Genomic DNA, 18,009 nt, shown 5'->3' with positions numbered 1-18,009 from the left:
AGAGCATCAATGATTCAAGTGCTAATTTATTCGCCAATCAAGCTACTTTATCCTCGTACTTTAACAACTCAGGCTCCAATAATGCCACCGAATCAACCAGCACGGTGGTCTCCAAGCGATCGTCCCAGCGATGTAATTCTAATTGTCCATCCATGGTTTCACACAATAGGGTGCAGTTTTCAATCCAATCGCCATCGTTGGCATAAATCAATCCTTGCTGCTGACTCAACTCTGGGTGATGGATATGGCCACAAACAACAACATCAACCTGCTGACGAAGCCCTTCATTCACGACTGCTCTACGATAGCTAGCAATCGCCTGAGTCGCTTTCGCTATTTTCAACTTGATGTATCCCGCCAAAGACCAATAGGGATAACCCAATAGATGCCGAACTTTTCCAACACTACGATTTAAAAACAACAGCAAATCATAGAGGTGGTCACCCAATTTGGCATAAAAACGACCAAAACAAACTTCTTCATCAAACTGATCACCATGCAACATCAGTATTCGATGACCGCTGAGGCTGGTATATAGATACTGCTTAGCAACCACGATACTCCCTATATGCATGCCTTGATAGGCCTTGAATAGTTGGTCGTGATTACCAGGAATATAGACCACCTCACAGCCATTCTTATTCAAGTTCATGAGATGTAATAACACTTGATTATGCGATTCAGGCCAATATACCCGGCGTTTTAAAGCCCAAATATCAACGATATCGCCAACCAAAAATACCCGCTTGGCCTTGGTTTGCTGTAGCAATTGCAACAGCATCTCTGCCTTGCAATCTTTACACCCTAAATGAATATCTGATAGCCATAAGCTTTGATAAAGTTGTGTATTCGCCATACATTAGCCCAAACTTTCCCTGTTAAGGCTAATTTAAGAGACCGTCTTGATCAAAAAGTGACAATTTTATTACCAGAGTATGACAACGCTAACAAAGCACGGCTCTGGTTGCATTGCTTGGTGAACTAAACTCAATTAGTCTATTGTTTAGCAATGCGCGTGATAAATCTTCTCGGAGTACCATAACTCGTGACATCCCCTCCACCTAAAAAGCTACTTTCTATCGCTACTATTGGCGGCGGCAGTGGCCACTTTGTTTTATTGTCAGCCTTAAGAGATAACCAACAACTCGCAATTAGCGCCATCGTATCAATGACCGATAGTGGTGGTAGCACGGGCCGATTACGTGATGAACTCGGTATACTCCCTCCTGGCGATATTCTCAAATGCGTGTTAGCGCTCTCACCCTATCGAGAGCTGGCTCGAAAACTATTGCTAAAACGCTTTACCAAGGGGAAACGACTGACAGGCCATAGCGCAGGGAATATGTTGCTCACCATGCTGTCACAATATAGCGGCTCGTTTTCTGAAGGGATCCAAGGCTTGGCACAAATGCTCGATGTTGAAGGAGAGATACTGCCGGTGACGGTAGACAAATCAACTTTAGTGGCCGAATTGACCAGTGGTGAGCGCGTCTTCGGTGAAAGCGCCATCGATTTACCACGCGGAGACCAGCGAGAAAAAATCGCCAATGTTTTCTTGGTTCCGCACCACGCCGAGCAAGTCCGCGTTTACCCCCCCGTAATTGAGCGGATCAATAGCGTGAAGGCGATTATCCTCGGCCCTGGCGATCTTTATACCAGTATCATTCCTAATTTATTAGTCCCAGGAGTGAAGCAAGCGATGATGAGTAGTCAGGCAAAACTGATTTACGTCAGTAATATTATGACTAAATTTGGCGAGACCGACGGCTACAATCTAGAACAGTTTATCGACGAACTAGAGCACTACCTAGGGCGAGCTCTCGACGTGGTGGTGGTAAACCAGCACATCCCAAATCCAAACATGATCGCCAGCTACAATCTAGAGCGCGCTCAAGTCGTAGCGGTTGATAACCTTGAAGCACTTCAGCAACGCTACCAAGTGATTTACACAGATTTAATTGATGACGATAGTACTATTGTCCGCCATGACTCTGAAAAACTCGCGAACGCTCTTAGTCCTTACTTAAGCGATTTACATCTGCAGCAAGACGCCCTTGAGGTACTAGTAGATCCGCAGATCAAGGTGGGAGCCTCCGGCTAGGGCTGAAGCAGGTATCTGCTGAACCAAATCATCTAAGTGGGCAAATATGGGTTTAAGTGAAGGCTCATATTTGTTTTGCCAACGCCACTGAAAACGCTTGTTCCCTTCGGTCCACAACATCATTTTCTGTGGGCGATGCTGCTCGTTATACACCGAGGCTAATTGTTTTGGCACCTGCTGTAATAAACGATAAACCTCAACACAAATGCTTGAGGACAAATGCTGTACCGATTCACGACTACTGCGATGGTCAACAAAATTTTCATGTACTGAATAATGATAATGCTCACAATCAAGCGTTAAACGAGTTTCTCCAAACGAACTTTGGGCAATAAAGCTTAACTGGAACTGTGGTACCGCCTTGTTAAATAAAATGCCCCCTGCGCTAACGATACCCGCGATCAGCATCATCATCGCCAGCATGATCCAGTTTCTATTATTGCTCAGATTTGGCATATCATGGTTCACCTTGGGTTCTATTGTATTCAAGCTGGTTAACAATTATTTGTTTCCCTGCACATGACGAATGGCAAGTAACTTGTTACATCATTTAAAGGTAGGGGAGAAAGTCGCACTTGCAAAGCTTGTTAATGACAATAAAGATATTAGCGGAAAGGTTAGCGATTTGAATAAAAGGGAATACTCAAATGAAATGAATTACTTAGTTAATTGGCCCAATTTAGGCCTAGAATAATCCCCGTAAAATAAATTTATAAAGAAATTTTATACTGATATTACCACCTCGGCCTTAATTTTTGTTAGAATCGCCGGTCGCCAACAGCCTAGCTAAGTGAACTTATAGAAATGAATGTAAGCCAATATTTTAGTCAGAATAATCAACAATTTGTGTTTAGTCGCCAACAAGCTTGCAACTTTGCAAAAGGTGTTGCAAATGACTTTAACGCAATCCACGACGCTGATTCTTCTCGATTTTGTGTTCCCGGTGACTTACTTTTCTCGGTCATGCTCAGCCAACTTGGGCTAAGCCAAAATATGCAATTTACTTTCGCAGGCATGGTCACCGACGGTGTTCCTTTAAGCATTCTGCAAACCGAGCAACACTGTCAGTTAGTGGATCAAAGCGGTAAGGAATATTTAACAGTAGAGCGCAGTGGTGAAAAAATTAAAGATGATCAGATCATCGGCGACATCATTCAAGACTACGTTCGTTTCTCGGGTCGTAACTTCCCACATATTTTAGTACCTCTGTTAAAAGAACAAGGACTGATGCTCAACCGCAAACGTCCCTTAGTCATATACGAAAACATGAGTTTGCACTTAGACCGCCTCCCTAGCGCCTCTCCGCATTTAGAATTTGCCGGTGGCGAATATATTCCGAATGGCAAGCGTGGTGTAGCGCTATTGAAATTTACCATTTCAGAAAATGGCCAAGCAATAGGGACTGGTCAGAAGCGGATGGTTTTGGGGAGCTTATTACCTTACCAGCAATCTGAAAGTGATCTTTTAATCGCCAACTATGAAGGCTGTCGTCAGGCCTTTCTTGAGCGACAGCAATCAAGTAACAACTCAATTACTTAATGTGGGACAGGGGCAAGGCTGTATGGCTAAACACTTGCTGCAATACGAAGCTTGAACGTACTCCTGTAACTCCTTCGATACGGGTTAACTTCCCCAGTAAAAGTGCCTGATAGTGTTCCATATCAGGCACCACTACTTTTAACTGATAATCAGCGTCTGTGCCTGTCACCAGCACACACTCCATCACTTCTTCATAAGCACTAATAATGTTCTGAAAATTCTCAAAGCGCTCGGGGGTGTGTCGGTCCATAGAAATATGAATATATGCCGTTAAATTCAGATTGAGTTTTTTCTTATTCAGTAGGGTCACATGCTTGGCGATTAAACCTGCATCTTCCAAAGCTTTAACTCTGCGAGAGCATGGAGAAGGCGATAAACCAATGAGCTCAGCAAGTTCCAAATTGCTGATACGCCCATTTTTTTGCATTAAGTCCAAAATCTTTTTATCTGTCCGATCTAAGCGCATACGCCACCCATTATTGTATGTTAATTCATCCTTAGCACATTTCACCCTAATTACACTAAACCATCAACAGTCATTGCAAAAAAACACTCAATTAAAACAATATTAGCAAGCATTCTCCCGTAAATTTTAAATACACTATTTACAGTGAAAAATACAAGGTAACAGCAATTAGTTTACCCACTGATTGTCGTCATAGCATTTATCCAGTGCAACGACCCCCCTCTTAAGGCATCAATCAAGTGCCCACTAAGAGCCAAAGCAAATACCCTTTGCAAAAGTATCGAAACTGACTAAAGGTGGCCTTGGCCACCTTTTTGTTTATTCTTTTAGCAGTTGTTGTATGGCATTTAGTCGATCGCCATTTATTTCATTTTTTTTACCAAATTCGGTTGACTTAAACCGGTAAAATTCGTTTAATAGCGCCCGTCGCCCGGATAGCTCAGTCGGTAGAGCAGAGGATTGAAAATCCTCGTGTCGGTGGTTCGATTCCGCCTCCGGGCACCACCTTTAAAAGGCCTGCATTAATGCAGGCCTTTTTCGTTTCTAAACAAGCTGATTGCTGCCAGTCTCCCTCATATTAACTTTAAAAGCTGCAATGCTCAGCATTGGCTGGAATTAGCCCAGCGGTTCACTTTAAAAGTGCTTCATTGACTCCCCCCGATAAGCTGCTGTTAATTCCACAGCCGAAAGAAGATGTTGACTTTTTGTTAACAAGAAGCTCTACTGGTAAGACCTCTTTAACTAGGAGTCATTATGCTTCCCAGTGTCCGCAAAGCCAACACAACCCTTCGCTTATTTGGGATCTTTAAAGTGCCACTCATCTGGTATTGCCGCCCTAAAATTCTAGCGATAGATGAACAGCAAGTCGTTGTTAAAATCCCCTTAAAACGGCGCACTAAAAATCATCTCAATAGCATGTATTTTGGTAGTTTAGCGGTCGGTGCCGATGTTGCGGGAGGCTTCTTGGCTATTGCCAAAGCAGAACAGTATGGCAAACGGGTTTCCTTGGCATTTAAGGCCGTGGAGGCGCAATTTCTTAAACGGCCAGAGGCAGACGTTATTTTCACCTGTCGAGATGGTGCACTGATCGACCAGATGCTTCAACACACCATGAACAGTGGAGAGAGAGTCAATCAAGCGGTCACTATCATCGCCACCTGCCCTTCTATTAGTGGGGATGAGGTTGTGGCACAGTTTTCATTAACCCTATCGCTCAAGGCGCTTGTATAAGCGGTATTTGGCATCATGTGCATGGCAAGCTGGCTGCAATGCCTCGCCAATGCATTTCTCTGGCTATAGAGCGATATTGGGTGGGGGCATGGAATTAACAACCATAGAGCGTGTTCCCCCTCCCCCAATCTGATGAATGATATGAGTAACTAATTGCGCAGAATAAATCTGCCGATAGTCAGGCATGAAGCGCCGTAACTTGTGGCTCCAATTAAAAGATACATAGCGCAGTTAGCGGTGATTTAAGCTGGCAACAATCAACAGATAATGATTGAGTTTGCTATGAATGAACGTTGCTCAATAGCAGTGTGATGCGCTAACGTTCGCCATGCTAAACCCGCTATACCCCGCTCATTTATACCCACAAGCGCCACGCTGCACTTGACTCATGAATCTAGGCGTGATGTTCTGTTTAGCTTATTTTTATGAATATGTTGGTCCAGTATCAAATCATCACCGAAGCGATTCATTGCCACCGAAGAAAGAGCTTCGCCGCGAGTACCCAGAATTTGATGCTTGGTCGGCCCCAATCACTGCAACCAAAAGGGTGTATTGCAGGTCAAAATGAGCCGCGAAAGATAGCAGTGCTTAAACTTAAAAATGACCTCATAGCAGAACAAGGAAACAAGGTAATGCCATTCAAAGATTTGTTGTTAGCACTGACCGTTGTTTTAGTCTGGGGCTTAAACTTTGTGGTAATCAAAGTCGCATTGTATGAACTGCCACCGATGCTATTGGCAGGCCTGCGCTTTAGTTTGGTCGCATTTCCCGCGGTCTTTCTAGTGAAACCACCTAAAACGCCGTTCAAATATTTATTGATGTATGGAATGGCGATTTGTTTTGGACAGTTTTTACTATTATTTTTAGCCATTCACTTGGGAATGCCTGCAGGCCTTGCTTCGTTGGTTCTACAAATGCAGGCCTTCTTTACTATTATGCTCGGGGTGTGGCTATTATCGGAAAAATTAAGATGGAATCATATTGTTGGTATCATCACCGCAAGCCTTGGGATGGCCTTACTGGCTGATGCAAGTTTAAGCACAGCAAACTCAAGCGGGATCCCTCTAATTGCTATCGTACTTACACTCGGAGCCGCACTGTCTTGGGCTTTGGGAAATATTAGCAATAAGCTGATCATGCGCGATGCAAATGTGTCGATGTTATCTTTGGTGATTTGGAGTGCCTTAGTCCCTATTGTGCCTTTTTTCCTTTGTTCTTTTATATTTGAAGCGCCGCAGATCAACGCTATTCAACTAACGAAAATTAGTAGCAAAACCATCTTTGCTTTGATCTATCTTGCTTTCATTGCCACGATCATCGGCTACGCCATTTGGGGAAGACTACTGAGTCAATATGAAACCTGGCGGATCGCCCCTTTAAGCTTATTGGTTCCAGTTGTAGGCATTCTAAGTGCAGCATTATTGTTAGGAGAAACACTCAGCGCGGGGCAACTCTTAGGCGCGCTCATCATTATCCTCGGCTTGCTGCTGAACATATTTGGTGGCTACATTAAGGGGGTACGACGGCTTAGCCCCAAATAAGCCCCAAGCTCAACAAATTCCTCAAGCAGCTCCTTCTACAAGCTTGACGTTTTACAGCGATTTAAATTGGTGGTCTTGGATTACGACTCACGATAATTCAAGTAAAATGTGAGCCTCCCAATCCCCCCTTGCCTCAGCGCAGACATAAAAATAGTGATTCTATCTCGCTCCCTGATCGTTTGTCTGCGCTCTTATTCTCATGTTGTCTCCAGCAAAGCCAAAGTTTTAGGACGACAGTAAAGAACAAACCATTAAACACAAATGATTTTAATTCGTATTCGCATTGTGTATAGTAAGCCTTCTTAATTTGTTCCACAGGATATGGATAGAGCCTGACACTATGAAAATACTCAATCGCACTCTTATTGCCAACGCCGTATTACTCAGCTTAAGCCCCGCAGCTTATGCTGAAACCGCCAGTACTGTTTTCGATGAAGTCGTGGTATCGGCCACTCGAACCGAACAGAGCATTAAAGATATTTCTTCTAGTGTGAGCGCGGTTGGCTCTGAGCAACTAGAGCAACAAATGGCGAACAACCTAAAAGATAGCGTACGTTACGAGCCTGGGGTGAGCACCACAGGCCAAGGACGCTATGGTACGACCGGATTTAACATTCGAGGGATGGAAGGAAGCCGTGTAAAACTCATGGTAGACGGCATTGAACAACCAACCCCCTATAATCCTGGTGGGGAAGTTATGAACAAGGGCCCTAATAGCTACGAAATTGACACCCTCACCTCTCTAGAAATTAACAAAGGGCCAGCCTCAAGCCTTTATGGGAGTGATGCACTGGGTGGTGTTGTGCTACTAAGGACCAAAAACCCTGAGGATGTCCTTGAGCCTGGCAATACCAATCATGTAGCACTGAAAGGTGCTTATAGCAGCGCCGACGAAGCCTACAAAACCACCATAGAAATCGCCAAACGATACGATAAATGGGAAGGTTTAGCTATTTACACCTATCGCGATGGCAGTGAGTACCAAAGCCATTCTTCTGGTGCTGATATAAATGGTCGTGACCGCGGTCAGGCGGATCCCTACAGCTTTGATTCACATAACTTATTGGCAAAAATAAATTTTCAGGCAAATCAAGCGCATAAATTTGGCTTAGTTGCAGAACTATATCAACGTCAAGCTGAGGGCAGGATCCTCAGCAATGAAGGCTATGGCATGTCGCCAAGCTTTACCTATACCAATGTGAGATCTGATGACCAAGATACTCGGCTGCGTCTGGGCATAAACCATACCTGGTTAAGTGAAAACGTCGCCTTCGATAAACTATTTTGGCAACTCAGTCATCAGCAAAGTAAAACCGAACACAATACTTTTGATACGACGGGGATCTACGGCAATCGTAACCGCGAACGGAATGGCGAAGACAGTAGCCTTCAGTTTGATGCTCAGTTCGATAAAGAATTGGTATTTGAGTATGGAAGCCACCAACTCAGCTATGGCTTAAGTGCTATCAATAGTGATTTTGAGCTCGACTATCGCACTCACTTATTCGATTCCGGCACCGTTAGCCCGGGAGAACCAGAAGTGCCAAATGCCGAGTCAGAAAAATACGGCGTATTTGTTCAGGATAATATTTATTTACTCAATGAATCACTGATCATTAGTGCTGGCCTGCGTTACGACGACTACACTGCAAAACCCAATGAGACGAGTGGTTTGATAGAGCATAACAGCGATGCACTGACCGCTCGATTAGGCGCAGTGTATCATTGGAACCAGAACTTCAGTTCCTTTGTTCAATATAGTGAAGGCTTTAGAGCGCCCTCTATCAAGGAACTATATTACGATTTTGACAATGCAAGCTACGGCTACGCCATGGTTTCTAATCCGGAACTAAAACCTGAACAAAGCCAAAGTTATGAACTAGGTTTGCGAGCGAATAATGCCGTCTCAACCATCGAACTAGTTGGCTTCTACAACGACTACACCGACTTCATTAATGCTTCGGTAGACTATAGCAACCCAAGCTATCCTGCAGGGATCACAACGAACGAAAATATTGATGAAGCTGAAATATACGGCGTAGAATTCAAGGGTAACTATTGGTTAGATGAAGCTTGGGGTGCTCCAGAAGGCAGTTATAGTCGAATTAGTGTTGCCTATGCACAAGGGAAGAATAAGCAAGATGGTAGCGCACTGGACACGGTTGCACCGCTGACTATCGTTTGGGGTTTAGGCTACGATCAACCACAAGACCTTTGGGGCAGCGAACTGAACCTAACCATGGTCGCCGCGAAGCAAGGGGATGATTGGTCAAATGAAGATAATGCCAACGCGCCAGGTTATGCCTTAGTTGATTTAACCGCTTACTACCAACCTCTCGAAAAGCTCACGTTACGTGCGGGCTTATTTAATGCCTTTGATCAAAAATATTGGCATTATTCTGACCTCGACGGCCAAGATAACGACGCCCAAGGACTGGATCGTTATAGCCAGGCAGGCCGAAATTGGGGAGTTGATGTCGCTTATCAATTTTAAAACCCCTAGCTGATGATTACAGGCTGTGTTCCAATATGAACATAGCCTGTATCCATTAGGCATTCAGAGTCTCTGTTACCGCGTTCAATACATCTTCCAACTGTTGCTCTTCAATATTCAAGAAGACTAACAAAGCATCATAAATGTCTTGCCATACGGCTTCTTCACTACTAACGCCCAACTTTCGATAAGCGCAGATACGAGCTATTTTCAAAATGGCTAACATCACCAGTGAGGATTTACCCAACTCCTGTGAACTAAACAGACCATCACTATCATGTTGGTAATAAATGGCTTCCACCATAACCTTTGGTAAATTCCATTGCTGCGCGATCAGAGCCGCTACCGTGGCGTGGGATGTTCCATATTGCTGACGCTCGGCATTCGCAAAATTAGCCCAGCCCATATCATTCGCCTGAACCAACAAAGCTTCGTAGTCCGCAAAAGAATGCAATAAGGCAGGTACGCCCGCTTGATGAAATAATCCCAACATATAAGCATTGTCTTTCGCACTTTCGAACCCTAACTCTTCAGCAGCGGCCGCAGCGCTAGTCGCTAATAAATTAGCCTCAAGCCAAAATGCATCTAAAGCTTTAGACTGTGGCATCGCCCCCTTAAGCGCCACCGCTTTCACAATAGGAAAAACCCGATTAATTCCCAAGGTCATCACGGCTTGATGGATCGACTTAATTTCGTGGCTACGACGAAATGCAGCTGAATTAACAATTTGTAGTACCGCCCCCGAGATCGCAACATCACTCGCAATGGCGTCGGCGATAGTTGCAACATGAGGTTCTGATTTTTTTGTTTCTTGAGTAATCGTTAACAATACCTGGGGGCGAGGCGGAATAGTTAAATCGGCTAAAATCGCTTTCTCAGCGGCTGTAATGGTTAATGACATACCGTCTCCGGACTTATACGATGGGTCTCGTTGCTGTGGGTTTTCTATAAAAGATCTAAACAAACTTAGTTCATTTACAGTTATATAAAATCTGCTTCAGCGCTTCAAGACCAAGTTGCTGAGTCAATTTAATATTGGTCTCGGGGATCCCTTCAGGATCAGGATGTAAACGGCTTAAACGGGTAATGGTTTGCTCTCGGATTAAATGCAGCATCGGATAAGGAGAACGATTAGTATAGTTACTGGGATCGTCTTTGGACGCATTCGCAAAACAATAATCAGGGTGAAAGCTCGCCACCTGGTATACACCGTTATAACCTTGCTCACCCAACAAACCTTCGGACCAATCAACGAAGTCCAAATAATCATAAAAATCACTTAACTGAGGGATAATAAATAAAGTGGTCTCTATTTCAGGCTGAGTATCCAGGATTTGACACTCCTCCAACAATGTCGCTAATTGCGCCTCAATATCGTCGCTATCGACAATTTTGTAACGAATAGAACCACGTTCAACTTCACGCTTCGCAAAGGGGCAAATATTGTATTTCACCACAAAAGATTGCAACCATTGATGCGTCTGCTGCTGTATCGCTGACACGAGTTGCGAACCGCCGCTAATCGTAGAACCTGACATGCCGTTTCCTTAATCTTGGCAAATAAGCACGCATGAAGTTATATCTAAATCACCCTTGTTACAACTCTAAAAAAGCCAAATACAGCTAAATTAAAAAATTAAATAGGGTGAGATTTGGCGTAGTCAACTAACCAGTCGGCCAACATGAGTACTCGTTTAGCTCGAAAACGGGCCGGGGGAAAGACCATCCAAAGAGGCTGACTATCGGCTTGCCAATCTTCTAATACCGCTTCTAAACGTCCGCTCTGTATCGCATCACGCAAGTACATCTCATGGCTGCGGATTAAACCGAAGCCCTGTAAAGCAGCTTGCTTTAATACATGCCCATTGGCACACGCAAAGGCCCCATTTACACTCACCGAGATCCGCTGTTGGCCCTGAACAAAAGGCCAATGCGTGAGACTTCCACACAAGCATTGATGCGACTTTAACTGCTCAGGATGCTGAGGGCGTCCATGTCGACGCAAATAGGCTGGACTCGCCACAACATGGCTCGCTAAATGCGCTAACACTCGAACCGGTAACCCCGAGTCTGGCAATGCCCCCATCCGAATAACAATATCAAAAGGCGCGGCCAGCAAATCTTCGCGTTGCGAAGATAAATCCAACTCCAGCTCAATATTGGGATATCGCTGACCAAAAGCTAACAAAGCGCCCGCTAACCACTGTTCGGCAAAAATGCCACCGACGGAGTTAATCACCACCTTTCCCTGCAACTGCTCCTGAGATTGCTGCGCGACCAACGCCCCTTGTTCCAGCTGTTCAAGGGCTAGCCGACAACTATGATAATAGCTTTGTCCGGCTTCTGTAAGACGCAGTTTACGGGTTGAACGAAACAGTAATTGCACGCCTAAACGTGCTTCGAGATCACTGATTCGCTGGCTTACACTCGCTTTAGAGCGACTTAGCTTTTCAGCCGCGGCGGTAAAACTGCCCGCGTCCACTACGGCCACAAAATCAAGCACGCCAGCAAACATATTACCCCCATTTAATGAACAATATTTCTGAATATTAGTAAAATATATAATAACAAAAGCACGGTAAACTCAAGCCACGCAACCCCATTATGAGAGCAACGACATGCATAGCAGAATTCTTGGAAAAAGTAGCTTAACATTAACTGAGTTAGGCTTGGGATGTTGGCAATTAGGTGGCGATTTTGGCCCAGTGAGTGAATCGCAGGCCCAGCAAATTCTGGATCAAGCATACGCCAGTGGGGTGCGCTTTTATGACACCGCCGACGTTTATGGCTCGGGGCGAAGTGAGCGATTACTCGGCCAGTTTGCCAAGCAACACCAAGACGTCATCATCGCCACTAAAATTGGCAGGGACGCCGCTCTATTTCCCGATAAATATCATAAGCAAGGCCTACAAAAAGGCATTGAAGCAAGCCTCAAGCGTTTGACAGTCGACCAGCTTGATCTGGTCCAACTACACTGTATTCCGCTGCCAGTACTACAAGATGGTGAAGTCTTTAGTTGGTTACAAGACTTTAAACAGCAAGGTTTAATTCGCCATTATGGAGCCAGTATCGAGTCTATGACTGAAGCTAAACTATGTCTTGCCGATCCTCAGCTTACCAGCCTTCAGGTGATTATTAACCTGTTTCGCCAAGAGGCGCTAGTTGAGCTACTTGAACAAGCAGAACAGCAACAAGTCGGTATCATCGCTCGACTCCCCTATGCCAGCGGGCTGCTCAGCGGAGCCGTCACTGCGCAACGACAATTTGCCGAGAGTGACCATCGAAATTACAACCGAAATGGAGAGGCTTTTCATGTAGGAGAAACCTTTGCAGGCTTACCACTGGATAAAGCCTTAACGCTGGTCGCCCAACTACAACAGTTGCTACCGATCAATATTAGCTTAGCCGAAGCCGCAATCCGCTGGCTGCTCGATCAGCCCCAAATCACCAGCGTGATTACCGGTGCAAGTAAACCACAGCAAATCGCGCAAAATGTAAGTTATGCAAATCGGGCACCATTGCCAAACGAGTTACACCAAGATCTCGCAACATTCTATAAGACTGAAGTGAGTCCTTGGGTACGCGGAAACCGTTAACCGAAACAGACTCCGCAAAGTAGCGCACAAGCAAATCAGCTTCGCAGTGACTAATTCACCGCGAGGCTCAGCTGTAATACTTTTTACGCTCAAGCAACAGTAAGTCTGTAAATCTTTTTATCACAGCCAATCATCAGGCAACTAGCCTAATCAAACATGAGGACCTTATAAACAAGCCCGATCACTCGCTCTATAACAGTCTGTTCAGTGACTACATTTAGATACAGGCTCCTGAAAAAAGAAAAAATTTTCTTACCACTAATCTTGACACTTGAGACAAGAAAAACTAAGGGCTGTCATCTTTTAGTAAAAAAACCATGTTATAGCTGCTTAGCGGATAAGGAAATGGGAGTAAATCAGCTTATGCAACAGGACTTACAGCTAGAATTTAATCGGATTGTTGATGAAGGAGAAATAACAACCGTTTTCCAAGTGATTTGGGACCAGAATAATAATCGAATCCTAGGTTATGAAGCACTCACTCGCGGTCCAAAACATAGCTATTTCCGACATCCAGTGATTCTTTTTGAATATGCTCGACAATTTGATCGCTTACAAGAACTGGAGCTAGATTGTGCAATTTTAGCCAAACAACAATTCAGTAGGATGCGGTTAAAAGGCGCCTTATTCATTAACTTTTCTCCTGATACCTTATTGGCTATCTACCATCGACAGGGAACTTCAGCATTTGAAGCCCTGCGTAGTGACGACTTAAAGCTAGTTATCGAATTAACCGAACATCACCCCATTAATGTAGACCAAACCTTATTAGCCTGCATCACCGAATTAAGGAACCTCGGTATCAAGTTTGCCCTTGATGACTTTGGAGCGGGTTACGCTGGCCTCAAAACTTGGCTACAAATAGCACCTGAGTACTTAAAACTCGACCAATTTTTCTGTAATGAATTATTACATGACAATAATATCCCACTCGCTATATCCAGCATATTAGAAATAGCCAAACAAATAGGTAGCGAGGTCATTGCCGAGAATATCGAAAATGCAGAACAATACCAACAACTAAGCAACTTGGGACTCGGTTATATGCAGGGCTTCCATATTTCGCGACCAAGTGGTCGCCCTAAGGAGCAACAAACCGCCCCAGAGCGACCCAACCACAATGAACTCTTAACAGCCTTCTCATTGGCAAAAACGGTCACCGTTGTCTCTCCAGATATGTCGGCAAAAGAGCTACTCAACACCATGCTCGAGGATAAACAAATGACCAGCTTACCGGTGGTCGATCAGCAGTTACGGGTATTAGGCTTAATCAAAAAAGAAGAGCTTTTATCCCGTTATTCCAGCCCCTATGGACATTCGCTGAATTACCGTAAATCAGTAGCCGACTTAATGGATGCCAAACCCCTTATCATTGAGAGTGATACCAGCCTTAGCGAAATCGGTAGAAGATTAACCCAACATACTGCAAATGGCTTAGATGCCGCTTTTATTATTACTCAACAAGATAAGTACCTTGGACTTGGTCTCGCGGTTGATGTGATGCGCAAATTATCTGAATACAAATTGCAACTTGCCAGATATGCAAATCCACTCACCTTGCTACCTGGGAATGTGCCCTTACAGCGCAGCCTAAAAAACTTAATTCAGATCGGCAAGCCCTTCGATTTAGCCTACTTTGATCTGAATAATTTTAAGCCTTTCAATGACTGTTGTGGTTATGAACGTGGCGACCAAATGATAAAACTAGTCGCTGAATTGCTAAGGACTCATCTAAGTAGCAAAGCTCATTTTATTGGCCACCTAGGCGGAGATGATTTCATTGTCATTTTCATAGAAAATAACTGGCAGACAGCAGTAAGGCAACTCTTGGCAACTTTCGAACAACGCAGCAAAACACTCTATCGCCAAAAAGATCTTGACGCACAAGGGATCATTTCAAAAAACCGTGAAGGCCATGAATGTTTCTTTCCGTTAATCGGCTTAGCCGTTGGAGTGACAAGTTGGTTAGCTGAATATAAACTAAGCATAGAAGCACTCAGCGAAGCCGCGAGTCGCGCGAAAAAAGCGGCCAAACAAAATAACAGGTCCAGCCTATATATCGATCAAGCGGTAAGTTTAACAAGTAATTACGGCTAAAGCCTAAAGGCATTCTAGAGCAAACTATACGCGGTTAAGCAGAAAACTAACAACCTTATTATAGGCAATAAAAAAGCCCTACTCTTAAGAGCAGGGCTTGGTTATTTGGTGCCTAGCAGTGACCTACTTTCACATGGGGAGACCCCACACTATCATCGGCGCAGTTGCGTTTCACTTCTGAGTTCGGCATGGGTTCAGGTGGTGCCACAACGCTATTGCCACTAGGCAAAACTTAACTCTGAACAAAAAGGTCTAAGCCAAATAGCGTTAATTCAGAGTAAAAAACCCAGCACATAGCTGGGTTTTTAAAATAGGTGCCTGGCAGTGACCTACTTTCACATGGGGAGACCCCACACTATCATCGGCGCAGTTGCGTTTCACTTCTGAGTTCGGCATGGGTTCAGGTGGTTCCACAACGCTATTGCCACCAGGCAAAAACTTGTTGTCTTTAACATTCGAAAAAACTGATATATCCCACGAGCATAACAAGCACTCTTGGTTCTAAAATAAAGTATCTATAAGCAACACCCTTTAGGTGTTGTATGGTTAAGCCTCACGGGTAATTAGTACAAGTTAGCTCAATGCCTCACAGCACTTACACACCTTGCCTATCAACGTTGTAGTCTCCAACGGCCCTTCAGAGGACTTTAAGTCCTAGTGAGAATTAATCTCAAGGCCTGCTTCCCGCTTAGATGCTTTCAGCGGTTATCAGTTCCGAACGTAGCTACTGGGCAATGCTATTGGCATAACAACCCAAACACCAGCGGTTCGTCCACTCCGGTCCTCTCGTACTAGGAGCAGCTCCCTTCAATTCTCAAACGCCCACGGCAGATAGGGACCGAACTGTCTCACGACGTTCTAAACCCAGCTCGCGTACCACTTTAAATGGCGAACAGCCATACCCTTGGGACCGACTTCAGCCCCAGGATGTGATGAGCCGACATCGAGGTGCCAAACACCGCCGTCGATATGAACTCTTGGGCGGTATCAGCCTGTTATCCCCGGAGTACCTTTTATCCGTTGAGCGATGGCCCTTCCATACAGAACCACCGGATCACTATGACCTACTTTCGTACCTGCTCGACGTGTCTGTCTCGCAGTTAAGCTGGCTTATGCCATTGCACTAACCGTACGATGTCCGACCGTACTTAGCCAACCTTCGTGCTCCTCCGTTACTCTTTGGGAGGAGACCGCCCCAGTCAAACTACCCACCAGACACTGTCCGCATCCCGGATAACGGGACAACGTTAGAACATCAACACTACAAGGGTGGTATTTCAAGGTCGGCTCCACATCATCTAGCGACAACGCTTCAAAGCCTCCCACCTATCCTACACATGTAGGGTCAATGTTCAGTGTCAAGCTGTAGTAAAGGTTCACGGGGTCTTTCCGTCTAGCCGCGGGTACACCGCATCTTCACGGCAATTTCAATTTCACTGAGTCTCGGGTGGAGACAGCTTGGCCATCATTACGCCATTCGTGCAGGTCGGAACTTACCCGACAAGGAATTTCGCTACCTTAGGACCGTTATAGTTACGGCCGCCGTTTACCGGGGCTTCGATCAATAGCTTCGCTTGCGCTAACCACATCAATTAACCTTCCGGCACCGGGCAGGCGTCACACCGTATACGTCATCTTTCGATTTAGCACAGTGCTGTGTTTTTAATAAACAGTTGCAGCCAACTGGTATCTGCGACTGCCGTCAGCTTAGGGAGCAAGTCCCATCACCAACAGCAGCGTACCTTCTCCCGAAGTTACGGTACCATTTTGCCTAGTTCCTTCACCCGAGTTCTCTCAAGCGCCTTGGTATTCTCTACCCAACCACCTGTGTCGGTTTGGGGTACGGTTTCGTATAATCTGAAGCTTAGAGACTTTTCCTGGAAGCAGGGCATCAACCACTTCATCACCTTAGTGACTCGTCATCAATCCTCAGCCTTAGACACCCGGATTTTCCTAAGTGTCCAGCCTACAACCTTAAACGCGGACTACCAATCGCCGCGCTGGCCTAGCCTTCTCCGTCCTCCCATCGCAATTATACGAAGTACAGGAATATTAACCTGTTTCCCATCGACTACACTTTTCAGTCTCGCCTTAGGGGCCGACTCACCCTGCTCTGATTAACATTGAACAGGAAACCTTGGTCTTTCGGCGAGGGGGCTTTTCACCCCCTTTATCGTTACTCATGTCAACATTCGCACTTCTGATACCTCCAGCAATCCTTACGAATCACCTTCAACGGCTTACAGAACGCTCCTCTACCGCACTTGCAAAGCAAGTACCCGTAGCTTCGGTGCATAGCTTAGCCCCGTTACATCTTCCGCGCAGGCCGACTCGACCAGTGAGCTATTACGCTTTCTTTAAATGATGGCTGCTTCTAAGCCAACATCCTGGCTGTCTAAGCCTTCCCACATCGTTTCCCACTTAGCTATGACTTTGGGACCTTAGCTGACGGTCTGGGTTGTTTCCCTTTTCACGACGGACGTTAGCACCCGCCGTGTGTCTCCCGGATAGTACTTAGTGGTATTCGGAGTTTGCAAAGGGTTGGTAAGTCGGGATGACCCCCTAGCCTTAACAGTGCTCTACCCCCACTAGTATTCGTCCGAGGCGCTACCTAAATAGCTTTCGAGGAGAACCAGCTATCTCCCGGTTTGATTGGCCTTTCACCCCCAGCCACAAGTCATCCGCTAATTTTTCAACATTAGTCGGTTCGGTCCTCCAATTGGTGTTACCCAATCTTCAACCTGCCCATGGCTAGATCACCGGGTTTCGGGTCTAATCCCAGCAACTATGCGCGCAGTTAACACTCGGTTTCCCTACGGCTCCGCTATTCGCTTAACCTTGCTACTGAAATTAAGTCGTTGACCCATTATACAAAAGGTACGCAGTCACCCCACAAAGAGGCTCCCACTGCTTGTACGTATACGGTTTCAGGTTCTATTTCACTC

General features: G+C 45.3%; 13 protein-coding genes, 1 tRNA gene and 3 rRNA genes (1 of these 17 running past the window's edge). 8 read left to right on the top strand and 9 right to left on the bottom strand.

Annotated features, from left to right (window positions below; genetic code table 11):
• Window positions 1-37 precede the first annotated feature (37 nt).
• Window positions 38-856 (bottom strand): UDP-2,3-diacylglucosamine diphosphatase, encoded by an 819-nt coding sequence (locus tag ACRRSX_RS05130; protein WP_432454268.1) that lies wholly within the window; start codon window positions 854-856, stop codon window positions 38-40.
• 189 nt (window positions 857-1,045) lie between these two features.
• Between ACRRSX_RS05130 and ACRRSX_RS05125 the strand changes: the two genes are divergently transcribed.
• Window positions 1,046-2,101, top strand: coding sequence for a gluconeogenesis factor YvcK family protein (locus ACRRSX_RS05125; RefSeq protein WP_432454269.1), 1,056 nt, complete (start codon window positions 1,046-1,048; stop codon window positions 2,099-2,101).
• Here the strand turns inward: ACRRSX_RS05125 and ACRRSX_RS05120 are convergent.
• A complete protein-coding gene (locus tag ACRRSX_RS05120; protein WP_432454270.1) occupies window positions 2,063-2,557 on the bottom strand; it encodes a hypothetical protein in 495 nt (164 codons plus the stop codon). The two genes, ACRRSX_RS05125 and ACRRSX_RS05120, sit on opposite strands and share 39 nt — an antisense overlap.
• Before the next feature lie 348 nt (window positions 2,558-2,905).
• Here ACRRSX_RS05120 and ACRRSX_RS05115 point away from each other — a divergent pair, with 348 nt between their 5' ends.
• Complete coding sequence (locus ACRRSX_RS05115; protein WP_432454271.1) at window positions 2,906-3,640, top strand: DUF3581 family protein; 735 nt, start codon at window positions 2,906-2,908, stop codon at window positions 3,638-3,640.
• On the opposite strand, the gene ACRRSX_RS05110 is transcribed toward ACRRSX_RS05115, so the two are convergent.
• Window positions 3,633-4,106: an Lrp/AsnC family transcriptional regulator gene (locus ACRRSX_RS05110; protein WP_432454272.1), complete on the bottom strand. Its 474-nt coding sequence runs from the start codon at window positions 4,104-4,106 to the stop codon at window positions 3,633-3,635. The two genes, ACRRSX_RS05115 and ACRRSX_RS05110, sit on opposite strands and share 8 nt — an antisense overlap.
• Before the next feature lie 428 nt (window positions 4,107-4,534).
• Between ACRRSX_RS05110 and ACRRSX_RS05105 the strand changes: the two genes are divergently transcribed.
• The 4 genes from ACRRSX_RS05105 to ACRRSX_RS05090 all read left to right on the top strand — a co-directional run bounded on the left by ACRRSX_RS05105 (window position 4,535) and on the right by ACRRSX_RS05090 (window position 9,371).
• Window positions 4,535-4,610, top strand: a tRNA-Phe gene (locus ACRRSX_RS05105).
• A gap of 249 nt (window positions 4,611-4,859) precedes the next feature.
• Complete coding sequence (locus ACRRSX_RS05100) at window positions 4,860-5,336, top strand: PaaI family thioesterase (protein WP_432454273.1); 477 nt, start codon at window positions 4,860-4,862, stop codon at window positions 5,334-5,336.
• Between the two features lie 632 nt (window positions 5,337-5,968).
• Complete coding sequence (locus ACRRSX_RS05095; RefSeq protein ID WP_432454274.1) at window positions 5,969-6,877, top strand: EamA family transporter; 909 nt, start codon at window positions 5,969-5,971, stop codon at window positions 6,875-6,877.
• Window positions 6,878-7,217: 340 nt separating this feature from the next.
• Window positions 7,218-9,371 carry a TonB-dependent hemoglobin/transferrin/lactoferrin family receptor gene (locus ACRRSX_RS05090; RefSeq protein WP_432454275.1) on the top strand — a complete coding sequence of 718 codons (2,154 nt, stop codon included), beginning with the start codon at window positions 7,218-7,220 and terminating at the stop codon, window positions 9,369-9,371.
• Between the two features lie 55 nt (window positions 9,372-9,426).
• Here the strand turns inward: ACRRSX_RS05090 and ACRRSX_RS05085 are convergent, their stop codons facing one another.
• From ACRRSX_RS05085 to ACRRSX_RS05075, 3 genes are all read right to left on the bottom strand, one after another.
• A complete protein-coding gene (locus ACRRSX_RS05085; protein ID WP_432454276.1) occupies window positions 9,427-10,272 on the bottom strand; it encodes an HDOD domain-containing protein in 846 nt (281 codons plus the stop codon).
• A 70-nt stretch (window positions 10,273-10,342) separates the two neighbouring features.
• Window positions 10,343-10,909, bottom strand: a complete 567-nt coding sequence (locus tag ACRRSX_RS05080; protein ID WP_432454277.1) for a DUF1415 domain-containing protein — start codon at window positions 10,907-10,909, stop codon at window positions 10,343-10,345.
• A 98-nt stretch (window positions 10,910-11,007) separates the two neighbouring features.
• Complete coding sequence (locus tag ACRRSX_RS05075; protein ID WP_432454278.1) at window positions 11,008-11,886, bottom strand: LysR substrate-binding domain-containing protein; 879 nt, start codon at window positions 11,884-11,886, stop codon at window positions 11,008-11,010.
• A 103-nt stretch (window positions 11,887-11,989) separates the two neighbouring features.
• Here ACRRSX_RS05075 and ACRRSX_RS05070 point away from each other — a divergent pair, with 103 nt between their 5' ends.
• Together ACRRSX_RS05070 and ACRRSX_RS05065 are read left to right on the top strand one after the other, a co-directional pair.
• Window positions 11,990-12,967, top strand: a complete 978-nt coding sequence (locus ACRRSX_RS05070; RefSeq protein WP_432454279.1) for an aldo/keto reductase — start codon at window positions 11,990-11,992, stop codon at window positions 12,965-12,967.
• A 345-nt stretch (window positions 12,968-13,312) separates the two neighbouring features.
• Window positions 13,313-15,064 (top strand): EAL domain-containing protein, encoded by a 1,752-nt coding sequence (locus tag ACRRSX_RS05065; RefSeq protein ID WP_432454280.1) that lies wholly within the window; start codon window positions 13,313-13,315, stop codon window positions 15,062-15,064.
• Window positions 15,065-15,174: 110 nt separating this feature from the next.
• On the opposite strand, the gene rrf (ACRRSX_RS05060) is transcribed toward ACRRSX_RS05065, so the two are convergent.
• The 3 genes from rrf (ACRRSX_RS05060) to ACRRSX_RS05050 all read right to left on the bottom strand — a co-directional run.
• Window positions 15,175-15,290: ribosomal RNA gene (rrf, locus tag ACRRSX_RS05060) — 5S ribosomal RNA — on the bottom strand.
• Between the two features lie 90 nt (window positions 15,291-15,380).
• Window positions 15,381-15,496 (bottom strand): 5S ribosomal RNA (gene rrf / locus ACRRSX_RS05055).
• Between the two features lie 110 nt (window positions 15,497-15,606).
• A 23S ribosomal RNA gene (locus ACRRSX_RS05050) occupies window positions 15,607-18,009 on the bottom strand (it continues 485 nt past the right edge of the window).

The sequence above is a fragment of the Agarivorans sp. QJM3NY_30 genome, assembly GCF_050870855.2.
In the GTDB taxonomy this organism is placed as follows: domain Bacteria; phylum Pseudomonadota; class Gammaproteobacteria; order Enterobacterales; family Celerinatantimonadaceae; genus Agarivorans.
The sequence above is the reverse complement of the archived record's forward strand: the minus strand, read 5'-3'. Positions and strand labels throughout refer to the sequence as shown.